Source organism: Pleomorphomonas oryzae DSM 16300 (assembly GCF_000422965.1).
GTDB lineage: Bacteria > Pseudomonadota > Alphaproteobacteria > Rhizobiales > Pleomorphomonadaceae > Pleomorphomonas > Pleomorphomonas oryzae.
The window spans coordinates 24,965-40,466 of the sequence record NZ_AUHB01000015.1; the positions used below are offsets into that span (position 1 = coordinate 24,965).

A 15,502-nucleotide genomic window follows, 5' to 3' on the forward strand; every position below is an offset into this window, starting at 1 on the left:
CACGCTCGCGCCCGTGCGTAGCGAGCGATTGGGATAGGCCGGGTTACGGCTCCGGTCGGTGGATCACCGAACGGACGAGCAGCCGGCTGAATGGCTCATCTGCGGCACGGGCTCCGGACGGAACTGGGGGCTGGGTATGCCGCCGATGTTTCTTGGAGGGGTCATCAATGAGCATGAAGAAATATACCGCCGAAGCGATCGGCACATTTTGGCTGACGCTCGGTGGCTGCGGCAGCGCGGTGATCGCCGCTGGCCTGCCGAACGTCGGGATCGGTTACCTCGGCGTTTCGCTGGCCTTCGGTCTGACCGTGGTCACCATGGCCTATGCGATCGGCCACATCTCGGGCTGCCATCTCAACCCGGCGGTGACCGTGGGCCTTGCTGCCGGCGGCCGTTTCCCGGCCAATCAGATCCTTCCCTATATCATCGCCCAGGTGATCGGCGGCGTGGTTGGCGGCGCCATCCTCTATGTGATCGCCACCGGCAAGGCCGGCTTTGATGTCAGCAGCGGCTTTGCCTCCAACGGCTACGGCGCCCATTCGCCCGGCCAGTATTCGCTGCTCGCCTGCCTGGTAGCCGAGTTCGTGCTGACGGCGGTGTTCCTGTTCGTCATCATGGGTGCTACCCATGGCAAGGCGCCGGCCGGCTTCGCACCCCTGGCCATCGGCCTTGGGCTGACACTCATCCACCTGATCAGCATCGACGTGACCAACACCTCGGTGAACCCCGCCCGCAGCACCGGCGTGGCGGTGTTTGTCGGCGGCTGGGCGCTGCAGCAGCTCTGGCTGTTCTGGCTGGCGCCGATCGCCGGCGGCATCGCTGGCGGCGTCACCTACCGTTGGCTCAGCTCCGAACCGCGCGGTGAGATCGTCGGCTCCGTGCCGGCCGAGTAAGGGTGAGGGAACGAGATTGGTGTGGTGCCCCGCTCGGCGGGGCAGGCATGGAAACCTCGCGGGGCGGGGAGGTTCGCCCCGCGAAGAGGGTGAGGTGTTGGGGGCGCGCAGGGCTGGCTGCCTTAGCCCGCCGGCTCCACCTCGGCCTCGCCGTCCATATCCAGTTCCACATCTTGGCTCAGCTTGACGGTGTTGCGCCCCGCCGCCTTGGCCTCGTAAAGTGCGGCGTCGGCGTCTTTGATCAGTTGTTTGAGCGGGGCGCCGCCTGCCGGGGAGATGGCGATGCCGGCGCTGATGGTGTTGCGAACGCCGGCGATGGCGGTCGCTTCTACCTCGGCGCGCATGGTGTTGGCGACGGCCAGCGCGCGAGGGGCACTGGTGTTCGGCAGGAACAGAATGAATTCCTCGCCGCCATAGCGGGCGAGAATGTCGCCGCTTTCGAGATGGGTAGAAAGGGCGCGCGCCATGGCTTGCAGCACCTCGTCGCCCACCGCATGGCCCCAGCTGTCGTTCAACTTCTTGAAGCGGTCGGCGTCGAAGACGACGATGGCGTCGCCGGCCTCCAGATGTGTCGGCACGGTGGCAAAGAAGGAGCGGCGGTTCCTGAGGCCGGTCAGCATGTCGGTGTGGGCGAGGCGGTCGAGCTTCACCACCGCTCGTTCCATGGTGAGGATCATCACCGAAAGAGCGATGGCGAACATCAGCGTCAGGATCAGCACAAAGGCGAGCACGGGCGCCGGCCAGAACTGGCCGAGGGAAAACTCCACGGCCATGACCAGGCTGACCAGACCCGCTGCTGCGATGGCCAGCGTGACGATGCGGCGCCCCGGCAGCGGCTCAGCCCGGCCGTCGCGATGGAAGATCCAGGCGGCGGTCAGCATGGTGACGGCGGCGATGCCGTTGAACACCGTGGCGCGCAGCCAATTGATGGCGTGAAAGCCGGTCCAAAGGCCGATGGCCAGGGTCAGGACGGGCGGCAGCAGCACGATCCAGAATGGGCGGACCGGCGAGCGGCGGCTGAGCTCCATCGCGCCGATGAAGAACAGCGCATAGCCGAGCGTGCCAAGCGTGATGTTGATGAGGCTCAGACGCGCGTAGTCTGCGCTGTTGACCTCGGCCTTGCTGGCCACCATGGCGCCAGCGGCCAACACCAGAAAGGCAAAGGCGATGATCTCGGCACCGGCCGCGTCGGCTGAGCGATAGCGCGCATAGGCCAGCGCCGTGGCTCCGGCAATGTAGGAGGCCTGAAGCACAAAGAGAACAGTAGGCAGATCGAGCGCGATCGTCATGGAGTTTCGGAGGTCCGTTTGACGATCAGTCTAGGCCATATCCAATGAGAACAGGTTAACCGGAAGGTCCTATCTTCTTGTTGTAGCGCAATTTTAAGGCGCAAGACCATGCGGCGGCGTTGCGGAGGTTGATCGAAGCGCGTGGCGAATGCGCCGGTCCGACTGGGACGGACAGGCCGGCGCGCCAGTCGTTACTTGCCTGTCGTCAGCTTGGGATTAAGCGAATAGGTGGCGATGGCTTCGCCTTGGGCGAGGACGTGGCCCTCGACGGCTTTCTCCAGAGCAGCACCATTGAAAGCGCCGGAGAGGCCGAGCGTCGGAACATCCAGGGCATAGACGCGGATGGTGTAGTGATGCCGGCGCTCGTCGTTCATCGGCGGGCAGGGGCCGTCGTAGCCTCCATAGGTACCGGCCATGTCGGGGTTGGAGGCGAGGAAGCCGGTGAACACGTTGGCGCCGCGACGGCCGTGATCGGTGTCGCCGATCGGCTTGCCGTGCGGGGTAAGGGTGTCGCCCTCGGCGCCCTTCTTCAGCGCGGTGATATTGGCGGGAATGTCGGCCAGCACCCAGTGATGGATGGTGACGCGCGGCGCACCGTCGTCGATGGTGGTGCCGGGCTTGTTGATCAGGCTGAGATCCCTGGGCACGTCGGGGTCGGTCATGGTCAGTGCGTAGGAGCGGGTACCGGCCGGGCCGGCCGACCAGGAGACGGCGGGGCTCACATCCTTGGCGGCGCTGGTGGCAGGCGGACAGAAAGCGGCATCGTCGGCAAAGCGGCCGGAGGCGTCGAGCCCGTCAATGGTCACGGTGAGGCGGTCGGCGGCGGCGGCGAGCGAGGCGGTGGCCAGGAGGACGAAGGCGACGGCGGAAAGGCGATAAAGGGTTTTCATGGGTATCCTCTTGCTCTGAAACAGCGAGAGGATAGGCAAGCGGCAGTGTGCCTGTGCGCCGGGGTTGCTCAGATTTGCGCCCGATCCGATCAGGAGGTGACGTGGTCCTTGGCCTCGGGCCGGAAGGGGCGCGGGATGGACATGGGGCACCCTATCTAGGTCGCCGCGCTTTTTTCCAGGGCAATGCGGGCGATTTCCGCCAGCGTGGTGGCGCCGTAGATCTCGACGAGCCTGGCTTCGGCGGCGGCATGGGCGGGCCGCGCAAGGCCGGCGACGGCACGCCCAGCCCGTTCGGCATGGTCAGGCGTGCTGAGGGGCTGCTCGGCAGCTTGCCCGAGCCGGCGGCGCTGCCCGGCTGGCTGGAGGAAGAGACCTTCGAGCGCCTCGTCGAGACGTTTCGGCGGACGGGCTTTACCGGCGGGCTCAACTATTATCGCAACCTCGACCGCAACTGGGAGCTCCAACAGGCCTGGTCAGGCGCGAAGGTGGGAGTGCCGGCTTTGTTCCTGATCGGCGAGCGCGACACCGGCCTAGCCATACCCGGCATGGCTGAGATCATCGCGGCGATGCCAGATCTGGTGCCGGACCTCAGGGGATCGCACATCCTGCCCGGCGCTGGCCATTGGTTGCAGCAGGAACGGCCGGCCGAGGTGACGGAGCGGATCCTGGCCTTTCTCGGCAGCCTAGGTGCCTGATGACATCAGCTTCGCCACCACGACCCGCAGACGTTCGATATCGTCTTCCGATAGGCGTCCGGCGGTGACCGCGCCGAAATTGTTGGGGATGTGGGAGATGGAAGTGAAGCCGGGGATGGGGATGGTACGGTCGGAGGCGCCGAGGATCCAGGAGAGGGCGCCTTGCGACAGGCTGCGGCCGCCGGTGGTGAGCGCCGGGGCGATCTTTTCCAGGATGGCCACATAGCTGGGGTTGGCGGCGCCCTTCTTGAAATACTTGAGCCAGGGCGCCGTGCCGGATCGCACGTCCGTGTCGGCAAGTGGCGCCGAGGCGTTGTATTTGCCACTGAGCAGGCCCATGGCCAGCGGCAGCCGCGCCAGCGAATAGAGCCGGTGCGCCTCCACGAAGCGCAGCATGTCCCAGGCGTTGTCGAACACGTTGAGATCGTGCTCGACGATGCGGAAGCCGGGATAGTCGGTGACGGTGGCGAGCTGGCCGACATGGTCGGTACTCCAGCCATAGCACTCGATCAGGCTCTCGGTGCGCAGGATCTCCAAGGTGTCGAACACTGGGCGCGCCTTGGCGGGGTCAAGCTCGTTGTGGTGCAACAGTACGGCGTCGATCATCGGCCGCTTCAGGCGGGCGAGCGAGGCTTCCACGCCCTTTCGGATGGCGGCGGGGCTGAGGTCCACCGGGGCGATCCGCCGGGTGGCAGGGTCGCCGGTGAAGCCGCATTTGGTGACGATAACGGCGTCGGCCTTGTCGCGTAGCGCCTCGCCCAGGATGAGTTCGGCGTTGCCGGCGCCATAGGCGGCGGCCGTGTCGAACAGGCGGATGCCGAGATCGTAGGCGCAGCGGATGCCGGCGATGGCCTCATCCGGCGTCACCCGCCCATAGCTGACCGGGCCGTCCGGCCAGATGGTGAGGCCGCCGGCCGCCCAGGTGCCGAGGCCCATGCGAGGGATCGTCACGCCGTTCCAAAGATTGATGGTCTCCATGGCCGCTCCGTTGACGGGTTCGACGCTTGGCACTCGGCAAGCGCGTATGCGTAACATCTTTTGCGTGCGTTGTTGAAGCCGGGAGTGGGGTGGGAGCGCGATAGGGGGCCGTTCTGCCTGAGGTCCCTTGCCTGCGCGAAGGATGGCAGCCGAGTAAAAGAACGCACCAATCTATCCCATTGTTTCAATTATATAAAACTGTCCTCCTTCACGAAGGCGAAGGAGTTCGGGCAGGATGGAGCGAAGGGCGAATATAGGGTGGCGGGCCGGGTCAGCTCGCCAGAGCGGCGGGGTAGGGCGCCAGCGCTTCGAAAGCGGGTTTGCCGAAGTAATAGCCCTGGAACAGGTGGGCGCCAAGGTCGGTGAGCACGGCGAATTCCGCCTCGGTCTCCACGCCTTCGCAGAGGGCGGCGACGCCGAGGTCGTCGAGCATCCTCAGGATATTGCGGACGATGACGCGGCGGGCGGGATCGGCATCGATGCCGCGCAACAGGTCCATGTCGATCTTGACGATATCAGGCTGAAAATCGGTGAGGAGCTTCAGGCCGGCATAGCCGGCGCCGAAATCATCGATGGCCGTCTTGAAGCCGATCTCCTTGTAGGTCTTCAGGATCTTGAGGAGATGGGCGCTGTCGAGCCGCTCGTTTTCGGTGAATTCGAAGATGATGGCTTCGAGCGGAAAGCCCACCCGCCCGGCGGTCTCCAGCGTACGGCGAATGCAGGCGCGCGGCTCGTAGACGGCGTTGGGCAGGAAGTTGATGGAAAGCTGGGTGGTGCCGCCGGCTGGAAAGAGCCGAGCCGCCAGCTCGATGGCTTTGACGCGGCACTGCTGGTCGAAATAATAGCGGTTGTCGGCATCGACCTTGGAGAGAACACCGCCGGCGCCTTCACCCTGAATACCGCGCACCAGCGCCTCATGGCCAAAAACGCGGCGGTTGGCGATGTCGATCAGCGGCTGAAAGGCCATGGAGAAGGGCATGGGAAAGCCCTCGTCGCGTTGGCATGCTTGACAGCCCTGGTGCATGGCGGCCCTTCCGGACATTCGTCTCGTCTTCGTGAGACATAGCCGACTTCGGGTTACGGCGGCGTAAAACCAGCCGCACACAGAAAAAAAAGCGCCTTTCGGCGCGGCGGGGCTGAACCGTTGGGCATGGCTGTGCGTAGTTCTCCTGTGGTCGCTTGACCGCTGCCAACGAGAGGAGAACGACCATGACCCTACGCCGTCAGATGCCGAGGCTCGGCGCGTTCGTCGCCGCTTCGCTCGTCTCAATGTTTCCAACCGCCAGCTTCGCCGCCAACGATCCGTCGCCCTTTGGCCTGTGGGCGCGCGGCGACGGCAAGGCCAAGGTGCGGGTCGAGCGCTGCGGGGCCGATCTCTGTGCCACCAACACCTGGGTGCGCGAGGGCACCAAGGGCGAAAAGGCCGGCGACGTGCTGGTGATGTCGGTTAAGCCGGACGACCCCGCACATTGGTCCGGCACTGCCTTCGACCGGCAGCGCGACATGACCTATCGGATGACGCTGAACGTCGGCGAGACGTCGATGACTACGGAAGGCTGCGTGCTGGCCGGCATCGTCTGCAAGGAAATGGACTGGACACGCATCGCCGGCAATTGAGGAGGGCGCGGTCGAGGTTCGTCCGCCTTGGTCATAGATACTTATGCGGCATTGTGCCGACGCGTCGGTGAATTTATATAACGATCGATGCAGAAATCTATGACACCTTCCCGATCCGAGGAAAAGCCGCGCGGTCGCGGCCGCCCGCGCGCGTTCGACCGCGAGGCGGCGCTGGCCGAGGCCACACGGCTGTTCTGGACCAAGGGCTATGAGGCGACATCGATCGCCGATCTCACCGAGGCCATGAAGATCGGCTCGCCCAGTCTCTACGCGGCCTTCGGCTCGAAAGAAGCGCTCTATGCCGAGGCGCTCGACTATTACCGGCGCCATTACGATGCGCTGGTGTGGACTAACTTCACGTCGGCCGACACAGCCCGCGAGGCGGTTCGGGCGCTTCTCATGGATTCGGCGGCAGCACTGACTGGTGCGGTCGTCGAGGTACCCTGCGGCGGCTGCATGGTGACGCTGTCGACCGTTGGCAGCGAGGGCCACGCTGAGCTGGGGGAACTGGTCCATTCGGCGCGCTCTGCCTCGATCGGCCGGGTGAAGGTGCGGCTCGAACGGGCGGTCGCCGAGGGCGAGATTCCCGGAACGACCGATATCCACGCGCTCACCCGTTATATCCAGACCGTGCAGAACGGCATGTCGCTGTTGGCGCGCGACGGGGTGAGCTGCGGGGAGCTGCGCAAGGTGGCCGAGGTCGCCATGCTGAGTTGGGACGCCTACATGGGCAGCCCCGCCGAACCGGTGCCGGAACTGACCTAATCCATTGACGAGTCACCAATTTTCATGGGACGCCGTCTTCCTTCACTCATTTGTGTAATGATCGATATAAAAATACTTGACGGAATGCCGTCGCGACGGTTACATTTTTTGTAGTGATCAATATAGATATGCCATGAGTGACATGGCCTGGAAAGCGGGCGGGACGATTTTCCTCCGGCGTCTCGCGCTTTCATTGCCTTCAAGGCCGTGGCTCTGGCCCGGTGATCTTCCATCCAGACGCGAGGTTGGCTCGCCAGCCGGCACGGCATCCGTGTCGGCCGCTTTTTTCGCTCACTCGATAGGGACGGCTTATGAACAGCAATCCAGCAACGACGGACTCTCGCAATGAGGCCCGAACCGAGGCAGCCTGGGCCGGCGTTGCCTCTCTTGCCCTCGGCGTGTTCGGCCTCGTGACGGCGGAGTTTCTGCCGGCGAGCCTGTTGACGCCGATGTCGCACGATCTCGGCGTCAGCATCGGCGCGGCCGGCCAGTCGGTGACCATGACCGCCGTGGTCGGCGCGATTGCCGGCCCGGCCGTGGTGGTGGGCACCAGCCGCTTCGACCGGCGCCACACCCTGTTGGCGCTGACGTCGATGCTGATCCTTTCGAGCTTCATCGCCGCCTTTGCCACCGGGCTGCCCCTGCTCCTCCTGGCGCGCGGCCTGCTCGGCATCGGCCTTGGCGGCTTCTGGGCCATGTCGCTGGCACTTGCCATGCGCCTTGTGCCAAGCGAGCTGATGCCACGGGCGATGGCCATCATCATGGGCGGCGTGTCGGTGGCCACCGTCTGCGCGGCGCCGGTCGGGGCCTGGATCGGCGACGTGCTGGGCTGGCGCTATGCCTTCGGTATCGCCGGCGGGCTTGGCGTGCTGGCGCTCATCGCCCAGGCGGCGACGCTGCCGGCCATGCCCTCCACCGGTCCGGCCAGCCTGAGCACCATGGCCGCCGTGCTGCGCCGGCCGGCCATCCGCATCGTGCTTCTGACCATCCTGCTGACGGTGGCCGGCCACTTCGCGGGCTTCACCTTCATCCGCCCGTTCCTCGAGGATGTGCCGCACTTCGGCATCGACGGCGTGTCGCGCATCCTCCTGGCCTTCGGCATCGGCGGCTTCCTGGGTAACTTCGCCGGCGGCTTCATGGCCGAGCGCAACACCTCGCTCTCCCTGGCGCTTGCGGGCGGTGGCATTGCCGTCATGGCCCTGCTGCTCACCCTGGCCGGCGCCTCGCCGGTGATCGCGGCCGTTGCCACCGCCCTCTGGGGCTTCGCCTTCGGTGCCTTCCCGGTCAGCGTGCAGAGCTTCGTCAACCAGGCGGCGTCCGACGAGCCGGAAAGCGCCGGCGCGCTGATGCTGACCACCTTCCAGGTGGCGATCTCCAGCGGCGCAGTGTTCGGCGGCCTGATCGTCGACTTCGAAGGGCCGTCCGGCGTGTTCATGTTCGCCGCCCTGTTCGCCCTGGCGGGCGCCACGCTGATCGGCTTCGCCGGCCGCGCCCGCGTCGTTCCAGCCATCGGCGAATGAATCTGCCGACGCCCGGCCTTGCGCCGGGCGCCTGCGTTATCTGATGGACTTGAGCTCGGCGTTCTCATGCAGGTGACGGCCGGCGCCAGTGCGGCCGATCAGCGCCACGATGGCGTCGGCCACCGTCTCGGCGCGGATGGCGGCATAGCGGGTGAGCGGGCCGGCCATGATCGGGGTGAGCGCGGCGAGCACAGTCTGGCTGATCGCCTCCAACGGCCGCGGCTCGGCGCGGTGGCCGAGCAACACGCCGGGGCGGATCAGGTCCACCCGGTCGAAGCCGAGGTGGACGACGGCCTCTTCGATGGCGCCCTTGGTCTTGAGGTAGAAGCCGGGGCCGCCGGCGCCGGCCGAGGTGACCAGGATGAATTGCCGAGCACCGAGCGCCCGCGCGCCCTGGGCGACGGCCAGCACATAGTCGTGGTCGACGCGAAACATGGCCGGCTGGGACCCGGCGGTGCGGATGGTGGTGCCGAGGCAGGAGATCGCCACGTCGAGCCCCTCGGGGGCGAGCGGGCTCAACAGGGCGCCGGGCGTGGCGCAGAGCTGTTCGAAGTCGATGGGTTCGCCGGGCGCCGCCGATCCCTGGCGGATCAGGCTGATGAGATCGACATCGCGGCGGGTATCGAGGCGGGTGCGCACGAGGCCGCCGATCAGCCCCGAGCTGCCGGCCAGAAGAACACGTTGGGTCATCCGAAGACCTCCCTTGATACCGGTATCGGTCTCCGGCCGATGCCGGGAGCACTGAATTTCAGCTGGCTGAACGGCTGATAACTGAATGCTAGATAATGGCGCCCGGAGGTTGCGCAAGCCTGACTTAGGATTGCATTCGCTATTTGATGAATCGCAAGCGGTTTCAGGCCTGTGTCTGCCATTCCGGCAGCGGGAACACCCGGTCGTAGCCCCAGTTGAAGACGAAGGCGTAGGCCATGTAGAAGAGCGCGAAGGATACATCCATCGCCAGCGCCTGCCAGAGCGATATGCCGAGATAAACGGCAATGAAGGGCAGCAGCACGCAGAGCAGTCCGGCCTCGAACAGCACGGCGTGGAACACGCGCAGCACGCCGCCCTTGGCGGTGGTGCCAAGGGTACGCGTCATCGCGAGATCGAAAAGATAATTGTAGATGAGGTTCCAGGCCGTGGCGATCATGGCGCTGACGACGCTGACCACGCCCATCTCCTGCATCGGCAGATCGAACACCAAGGCGCCCATGGGGGTGACGAGGAGAAGGCCGATCGCCTCGAAGCTGATGGCGTGGCGAATACGGTCGGAAACGGAGCGCATGGATCCCTCCAAGGGCCCGGGTCGTCCCGAGCGATTGAAACCCCTGAAGGGGGAGGTCGTCCTCGCTTTACGAGCGGGTAGATAAGGGCGGAACGGCGGAAATGCAACGGTTCAACGGGAAGGGCTGATGGGCGCGGGGTGCATGGTCATCCCGTGAACGCGGTCATTGCCGGATGCGCAACCCGGTGTCGGCGTCGAACAGCTGCGTCGAGGCAGTAGGCAGGTTGAAGCGCAGGGTCGTTTGGTTCTTGAGGCTCCAGCGCTGACGGAGTTCGGCAGCCAGAACGACGCTCGACGCGCAGTCGGCGTGAACGAAGGTGGAGGCGCCGAGCTGTTCCACGGTCTTGACCGATGCGGTGAGCGCGCCGTCGTCGGTGATCTCGATATTCTCCGGCCGACAGCCGAGCACCACGCGGCGGCCGGGCGTGAGACCGCCGACCGGCGATGGCAGGTCCGCCGCGTATCCGTTGGGACGGAGCCGTCCGTCGGGCTGCACCTCGGCGGTGAGGAAGTTCATGCGCGGCGAGCCTAGGAAGCCGGCTACGAACAGGTTGTCCGGGTCGTCGTAGAGGTCGAGCGGTGCGCCGATCTGTTCGACGCGGCCGGCCCGCAGCACGACGATCCGGTCGGCCAGCGTCATCGCCTCGACCTGGTCGTGGGTGACGTAGATCATGGTTGCGCCGAGGCGGGCGTGCAGGGCGGCCAGCTCGCCGCGCATCTGCACGCGCAGTTCGGCGTCGAGGTTGGAGAGCGGCTCGTCGAACAGAAAGACGTCGGGCTCGCGGACGATGGCGCGGCCGATGGCCACGCGCTGGCGCTGGCCGCCGGACAGCTGGGCCGGCCTGCGGTCGAGAAGCTCGGTGAGCTGGAGGAGGGCGGCGGCCTTTTCCAGCCGGGCGGCGGCTTCGGGCTTGGGTACCCGGTTCACCCGCATGCCGAAGCCGATATTCTGGCGCACCGTCATATGCGGGAACAGCGCGTAGGACTGGAACACCATGGCGACGCCGCGCTTGGCCGGATCGACCTTGGTGACGTCGTGGTCGCCGATGACGATCTGACCGGCGGTGACGTTCTCCAGCCCGGCGATCAGGCGCAGCAGCGTCGACTTGCCGCAGCCGGACGGGCCGACGAAGACGACCAGCTCGCCGTCGGCGATCTTCAGATCGACGCCGGAGATGATCTCCGTGAGGCCGAAGGCCTTGCGCAGGCCCTTGAGTTCCAGACCACTCATGGCGTCATCCCTTGATGCCAGAGCCGGCAAGGCCCTGCACGTAATAGCGTTGCAGCGGGATCAGCAGCAGCATGGGGATCAGCGCGGTGATCACCGCCGCCCCGAACAGCTGGTTCCACGCCGTTGTGTACTGGTCCTGGAAGGCGGCCATGCCGACCTGGATCACCTTGAACTGCTGGGCCGGCATGGCGAGCAGCGGCCACAGGAAGGCTTCCCACTGGAAGATGAACAGCATCAGCCCGGCCGAGATGCAGGTGGGCAGCGACAGCGGCACGTAGACCGACCAGAGGATGCGCAGCCATCCCGCGCCTTCGAGGCGGGCCGCCTCGTAATAGTCTTTCGGCACCTGCTGGAAGAACTGGTAGAACAGGAAAACGGCAAGGCCGTTGGCGACCGACGGCACCACCAGCGCCGCCACGTGGTCGATCCAGCCGAGCTGGCTCACCACCGAGTAGAGCGGCATGGCGATGGCCTCGAACGGCAGCATGAAGCTGACCACCACGATGCCGAGCACGGCGGATTTGCCGGGAAACTCGAACAGCGCAAAGGCATAGCCGGCGAGACCGTTGACGATGAGGCCCAGCGCGGTCGTCAGTCCGGCAACCAGCAGCGTGTTGGCGATGATGGTGCCGAATCCGCGCTCGAAGATCGCCACATAGGCGTCGAGCGTGAAGGGCTCGGGCCAGAGCGCCCTGGGCGTGAAGGGGAAGAGGTCGCGGAAGATCGCCTCGTTGGGGCGGAACGACGACAGGATCGCCCACCACAGCGGCAGCACGAAGACGAAGGCCACCGCGGCGATGGCGAGATAGATCAGGGCCTTGCGCAGGATGGGCGGCATCACTTCGCCTCCTTGGGCGCGGAGGACAAGAGGCGGAACTGGATGGCGACAATGACCAGGAGCAGCGCCACCAGGCAGACGACGATGGCCATGGCCCGCCCCATGTCGCCAAAAACGAAGCCGGACTTGTAGGCCTCGTACATCAGCACGTTGGTCGAGCCGCGCGGACCGCCGCCGGTCAGCATGAACACTGGCGCGAACAGCAGAAAGTTGATGGTGATGTCGGCCACCAGCACGAACAGCAGCGTCGGCCTCAGAAGCGGCAGGGTGATCAGCCACAGCCGCTGCCAGGGGGAGGCGCCTTCGAGCCGCGCCGCCTCGTTGATCTCGGGTGGTATGTTCTGCAACCCGCCGACCAGGAAGATCATCCAGTAGCTGATGCCCTTCCAGGTGGCGATGGCGATGATCGAGTAGAGCGCGAAATCCGGGCTGGTCAGGAAGCGGTAGGGGCCGAGGCCGACGATGCCCAGGGCGCCGTTGAGAAAGCCCTCCGGCAACAGCACGATGCGCCAGATGATGACGGCGACCGGCAGCGAAATGCCGATGGGGATCAGGAACAGCAGGCGGAAGAAAGCCATGCCCGGCAGCTTCTGGACGAACACCAGGGCCAGCGCCAGGGCGAGCGCCACCTGCAGCGGATTGATGATCAGGTTGAACCACAGCGTGACGCGCAGCGACTTCCAGAAGCCGACATCGGTCAGCAGCATCAGGTAGTTGTCGAAGCCGGCGAACACCCGCTCGCCGCCGATGGTGGTGTAGAGGCTCTCGTAGAGGGCGAGGCCGATGGGATAGGCGCGGAACACCGCCAGCCCCAGCAAGGCCGGCGCGAGCGTCAGGACCAGGAGCGGGATGGGCGAGCGGTTCATGCTCTGGCTCTTTACTGGGCGCGACCGCGCCTTTCGGCGCGGCCGTCCGGGCGAAGGATTACTTGCGGTTCAGTCGGGCGGCGGCCTCATTATAGGCGTCGACCGCCGTGCCCAAAGCTTCGTCCACGGCAACGCCGTTGGCAATGTCGGTGAAGGCGGTACGGAAGGCGTCCTGCAACTGGCTGAAGGCGACGGTCACCGGACGCGGGGCGGCGGTGTTGCGCGATTCCCAGGCCGACAGGCGCATGACGTTGGCCGGGAAGGCGTCGAAGGCCGGGTCGGCATTGATCTGGTCGAGCAGCCGGTTGGTGGTGGGCAACTGGTTGAGCGTCTTGAACCAGACGTCAGTGCCTTCGTCGCTCAGCGCGGCGTATTTGGCAAAATCGGTGGCCGCCGCCGTGTCGGGGCTCGCCTTGGTGACGGAGAGATACCAGCTGCCGGTGGGCGTCGCGGCCTTGCCGTCGGCGAACTTCGGGTGCGGGGCGATGCCGAAGTTGATGGAGGATTTCGCCACCGCCGGCACGTTCCAGGTGCCGCCGACGAACATGGCGAGCTGGCCGTTGGTGAACATCTGCGCCGCCTCGCCGAAGCCGAGGGAGCGCGGGCTGACGTTGGCCTTGTTGAACAGATCCGACCACCAGGTGGCGGCCTTGGTCCAGGCGTCGCCGTTGAGATAGCCGTCGGCCGTCTTGGCATCAGTCGAGATCAGCTCCGAGCCCAGCGAGGCGCCGAGCGGCTGCAACTGGTAGAGCTCGGCGAACTGCTCGAAGGCGAAGCCCCAGGGCTTGCCCTTGCCGCCTTCGTCGCCGGACACCGCCTTGGCGGCCTCGGCGACCTGCTCGAACGTCCAGCGGTCGCCGGTGGCGAGCTGGGCGATGGCGTCGGGCTTGGTGATGCTATCGCGGGTCAGCCCCTTGGGCGGCGTCACGCCGGCTGCCTTCAGGAGATCGGCGTTGTAATAGAGAACCTGCGCCGACGAGTTCATCGGCAGCGAATAGAGCTTGCCGTCATAGGTGCCGGTGGCGACCGATGGGGCGACCAGCTTGGCCTTGGCATCGTCGGCAATGGCGGCGTCGAACGGCAGGATGTAGCCGTTGGCGGCATAGGAGGCGACGACCGGCGCATCGGTGTAGATCAGATCGACGGCAGCATCCTTCGACTTCAGCCGCATCTCCGACACCTGGAAGAACTGGTTCCAGGGCAGGCTCTGGATCTCGACCTTCACATCCGTATGCTCGCGCATGTACTGGGCGGCCACCGCCTCCATCGCGCCCTTGTCCAGGCCTTCGATCATCAGGACGGTCAGCGTGGTTTCGGCATGGGCGGTGGCGGTCAATCCAAGCGCCAGCGCAGTGGTCAACATCGGCAACCGGGTCATGGGCTTCTCCTCGGGGCAGGAACTTAGTTGCGGTACTAGCGGTCCAATTTTTCGTTATGCGTTGTTGGCGATGCGTTTGGCGGCCTCGACCAGCGCGTCGGTGACGCGGGCGGCAAGGCGCGGCCGGTCGAGCTCGAGCGCCACGTCGATGCGCGGCAGATGATCGGGCGCCCAGGTCCGGCGGTCGGCGTCGGTGGCGCCATAGCGCGGACCGGGCGACGTTTCCACCGTCACCGGCAGGCTTTCGGTTTGAAACAGCGTCGGGTCGATCAGCCAGGCCACCGGGCAGGTGTCGTGCAGCGACGGTCCGTGCACCCGTCCGGCCGCCACGTCGCCGGAGCGCTCGGTGTAGAACTGGATGATGTCGGCGACAGGGTTGGGCGCGGGCACGGCGGCCCGGAGCCGGGCGAGGTCGTCGGTGTCGATGAAGGCCCGGTTGGTGACATCGAGGCCGAACATGGTGGCCTTGATGCCCGAGCGCAGCACGATGGCGGCGGCCTCAGGGTCGGCCCAGACGTTGAACTCGGCACGAGCGGTGACGTTGCCGCCGACGATGCCGCCGCCCATGAACACCAGCTCGCGCACCTTGGAGGCAAGGTCCGGATCGAGCGCCAGGGCGAGCGCGAGGTTGGTCATCGGCCCGAGCACGACCAGCGTGATCTCGCCCGGCGCGGCGTTGACGCGGGCGGCGATCTCCAGCGCCGCGTGGCCGGGCGCGACGGCTCGGCGCGGCGGCGGCAGCGTGGCGCCGGCGGAGTCGAGCCCAGTGACGCCGTGGAAGGCGGCGGGAAACTCATAGCGATGGAGGAGCGGCGCCACCGCTCCGGCATAGACCGGAATGGATGTGCCGAGCGCGTCGGCGATGGTCAGCGCGTTGGCGACGGTTCGATCGAGCGGCGCGTTGCCGCAGACGGCGGTGATGGCCTCGATATCGAAAGCGCCTGATGTCACCGCCAGCGCGATGGCCGCGAAATCGTCGTGGCCGGGGTCGCAGTCGATGATGAGGCGGCGGCGGGGCATTGGTTGGGCTACTCCTGTGGCGCCTAACAATGCGGCCTTTCGGCCGGCGGCAAAATCGACGCTTTGTCCTTTCGATTGAGTTTGGCTCAAGTGTCGGCGCCCCAGTCGTCGATCAGCCGGGTTTGGCTTTGGTTGCGCAGACGGCAACAAGCGTGTTGGCGGGATGCGCCAAGTGCGCCGACTGGTGGGGATTTGATCCAACCCGATCAATCAGCCGATGAACAAGAGCAGCTCGTGCCG

The 15,502-nt window shown here is 66.0% G+C and carries 16 protein-coding genes; 5 read left to right on the forward strand and 11 right to left on the reverse strand.

Annotated elements, in window-relative coordinates; all coding sequences use genetic code 11:
- Nucleotides 1-167: 167 nt before the first annotated feature.
- Nucleotides 168-893 (forward strand): aquaporin Z, encoded by a 726-nt coding sequence (gene aqpZ, locus G522_RS0121010; RefSeq protein WP_026792716.1) that lies wholly within the window; start codon nt 168-170, stop codon nt 891-893.
- 122 nt (nt 894-1,015) lie between these two features.
- Here the strand turns inward: aqpZ and G522_RS0121015 are convergent, their stop codons facing one another.
- Entirely contained in the window at nt 1,016-2,182 is a 1,167-nt protein-coding gene (locus G522_RS0121015) for a GGDEF domain-containing protein (protein WP_026792717.1), read from the reverse strand.
- A 191-nt stretch (nt 2,183-2,373) separates the two neighbouring features.
- Entirely contained in the window at nt 2,374-3,072 is a 699-nt protein-coding gene (locus G522_RS0121020) for a YbhB/YbcL family Raf kinase inhibitor-like protein (protein WP_026792718.1), read from the reverse strand.
- A 101-nt stretch (nt 3,073-3,173) separates the two neighbouring features.
- Between G522_RS0121020 and G522_RS28040 the strand changes: the two genes are divergently transcribed.
- Nucleotides 3,174-3,767, forward strand: a complete 594-nt coding sequence (locus tag G522_RS28040; RefSeq protein WP_051228994.1) for an alpha/beta fold hydrolase — start codon at nt 3,174-3,176, stop codon at nt 3,765-3,767.
- Here the strand turns inward: G522_RS28040 and G522_RS0121030 are convergent.
- Nucleotides 3,756-4,745 carry an aldo/keto reductase gene (locus G522_RS0121030; protein ID WP_026792719.1) on the reverse strand — a complete coding sequence of 330 codons (990 nt, stop codon included), beginning with the start codon at nt 4,743-4,745 and terminating at the stop codon, nt 3,756-3,758. The two genes, G522_RS28040 and G522_RS0121030, sit on opposite strands and share 12 nt — an antisense overlap.
- Nucleotides 4,746-5,016: 271 nt before the next feature.
- Nucleotides 5,017-5,787, reverse strand: coding sequence for an EAL domain-containing protein (locus G522_RS0121035; RefSeq protein WP_425414086.1), 771 nt, complete (start codon nt 5,785-5,787; stop codon nt 5,017-5,019).
- Between the two features lie 167 nt (nt 5,788-5,954).
- Here G522_RS0121035 and G522_RS28045 point away from each other — a divergent pair, with 167 nt between their 5' ends.
- The 3 genes from G522_RS28045 (at nt 5,955) to G522_RS0121050 (ending at nt 8,647) form a co-directional block, all read left to right on the forward strand.
- A complete protein-coding gene (locus G522_RS28045; RefSeq protein ID WP_245586706.1) occupies nt 5,955-6,362 on the forward strand; it encodes a DUF2147 domain-containing protein in 408 nt (135 codons plus the stop codon).
- An 87-nt stretch (nt 6,363-6,449) separates the two neighbouring features.
- Complete coding sequence (locus G522_RS0121045) at nt 6,450-7,127, forward strand: TetR/AcrR family transcriptional regulator (RefSeq protein ID WP_026792721.1); 678 nt, start codon at nt 6,450-6,452, stop codon at nt 7,125-7,127.
- 311 nt (nt 7,128-7,438) lie between these two features.
- Nucleotides 7,439-8,647 (forward strand): MFS transporter, encoded by a 1,209-nt coding sequence (locus tag G522_RS0121050; protein WP_026792722.1) that lies wholly within the window; start codon nt 7,439-7,441, stop codon nt 8,645-8,647.
- Between the two features lie 36 nt (nt 8,648-8,683).
- Here the strand turns inward: G522_RS0121050 and G522_RS0121055 are convergent, their stop codons facing one another.
- The 7 genes from G522_RS0121055 to G522_RS28050 form a co-directional block, all read right to left on the reverse strand.
- Entirely contained in the window at nt 8,684-9,337 is a 654-nt protein-coding gene (locus tag G522_RS0121055) for a Rossmann-fold NAD(P)-binding domain-containing protein (protein ID WP_026792723.1), read from the reverse strand.
- A gap of 163 nt (nt 9,338-9,500) precedes the next feature.
- Nucleotides 9,501-9,929, reverse strand: a complete 429-nt coding sequence (locus G522_RS0121060) for a PACE efflux transporter (protein ID WP_026792724.1) — start codon at nt 9,927-9,929, stop codon at nt 9,501-9,503.
- Nucleotides 9,930-10,092: 163 nt separating this feature from the next.
- Entirely contained in the window at nt 10,093-11,160 is a 1,068-nt protein-coding gene (locus G522_RS0121065) for an ABC transporter ATP-binding protein (RefSeq protein ID WP_026792725.1), read from the reverse strand.
- Between the two features lie 4 nt (nt 11,161-11,164).
- Nucleotides 11,165-11,998 carry a carbohydrate ABC transporter permease gene (locus G522_RS0121070; RefSeq protein ID WP_026792726.1) on the reverse strand — a complete coding sequence of 278 codons (834 nt, stop codon included), beginning with the start codon at nt 11,996-11,998 and terminating at the stop codon, nt 11,165-11,167.
- On the reverse strand, nt 11,998-12,864 hold the full coding sequence (locus G522_RS0121075) for a carbohydrate ABC transporter permease (RefSeq protein ID WP_036840373.1): 867 nt from the start codon (nt 12,862-12,864) through the stop codon (nt 11,998-12,000). The genes G522_RS0121070 and G522_RS0121075 overlap by 1 nt, the downstream gene beginning before the upstream one ends.
- A 58-nt stretch (nt 12,865-12,922) precedes the next feature.
- A complete protein-coding gene (locus tag G522_RS0121080) occupies nt 12,923-14,242 on the reverse strand; it encodes an ABC transporter substrate-binding protein (RefSeq protein WP_026792728.1) in 1,320 nt (439 codons plus the stop codon).
- A gap of 54 nt (nt 14,243-14,296) precedes the next feature.
- Nucleotides 14,297-15,262 carry a nucleoside hydrolase gene (locus G522_RS28050; protein ID WP_051228996.1) on the reverse strand — a complete coding sequence of 322 codons (966 nt, stop codon included), beginning with the start codon at nt 15,260-15,262 and terminating at the stop codon, nt 14,297-14,299.
- Nucleotides 15,263-15,502 lie beyond the last annotated feature (240 nt).

Coding starts and splice junctions, on each gene's coding strand:
- aqpZ (WP_026792716.1), top strand. CDS start 168: ATGAGCATGAAGAAATATACCGCCGAAGCGATCGGCACATTTTGGCTG.
- G522_RS0121015 (WP_026792717.1), bottom strand. CDS start 2,182: ATGACGATCGCGCTCGATCTGCCTACTGTTCTCTTTGTGCTTCAGGCC.
- G522_RS0121070 (WP_026792726.1), bottom strand. CDS start 11,998: ATGCCGCCCATCCTGCGCAAGGCCCTGATCTATCTCGCCATCGCCGCG.
- G522_RS28050 (WP_051228996.1), bottom strand. CDS start 15,262: ATGCCCCGCCGCCGCCTCATCATCGACTGCGACCCCGGCCACGACGAT.
- G522_RS0121080 (WP_026792728.1), bottom strand. CDS start 14,242: ATGACCCGGTTGCCGATGTTGACCACTGCGCTGGCGCTTGGATTGACC.
- G522_RS0121030 (WP_026792719.1), bottom strand. CDS start 4,745: ATGGAGACCATCAATCTTTGGAACGGCGTGACGATCCCTCGCATGGGC.
- G522_RS0121075 (WP_036840373.1), bottom strand. CDS start 12,864: ATGAACCGCTCGCCCATCCCGCTCCTGGTCCTGACGCTCGCGCCGGCC.
- G522_RS0121020 (WP_026792718.1), bottom strand. CDS start 3,072: ATGAAAACCCTTTATCGCCTTTCCGCCGTCGCCTTCGTCCTCCTGGCC.
- G522_RS0121065 (WP_026792725.1), bottom strand. CDS start 11,160: ATGAGTGGTCTGGAACTCAAGGGCCTGCGCAAGGCCTTCGGCCTCACG.
- G522_RS0121060 (WP_026792724.1), bottom strand. CDS start 9,929: ATGCGCTCCGTTTCCGACCGTATTCGCCACGCCATCAGCTTCGAGGCG.
- G522_RS0121035 (WP_425414086.1), bottom strand. CDS start 5,787: ATGTCCGGAAGGGCCGCCATGCACCAGGGCTGTCAAGCATGCCAACGC.
- G522_RS0121045 (WP_026792721.1), top strand. CDS start 6,450: ATGCAGAAATCTATGACACCTTCCCGATCCGAGGAAAAGCCGCGCGGT.
- G522_RS28045 (WP_245586706.1), top strand. CDS start 5,955: ATGACCCTACGCCGTCAGATGCCGAGGCTCGGCGCGTTCGTCGCCGCT.
- G522_RS0121050 (WP_026792722.1), top strand. CDS start 7,439: ATGAACAGCAATCCAGCAACGACGGACTCTCGCAATGAGGCCCGAACC.
- G522_RS0121055 (WP_026792723.1), bottom strand. CDS start 9,337: ATGACCCAACGTGTTCTTCTGGCCGGCAGCTCGGGGCTGATCGGCGGC.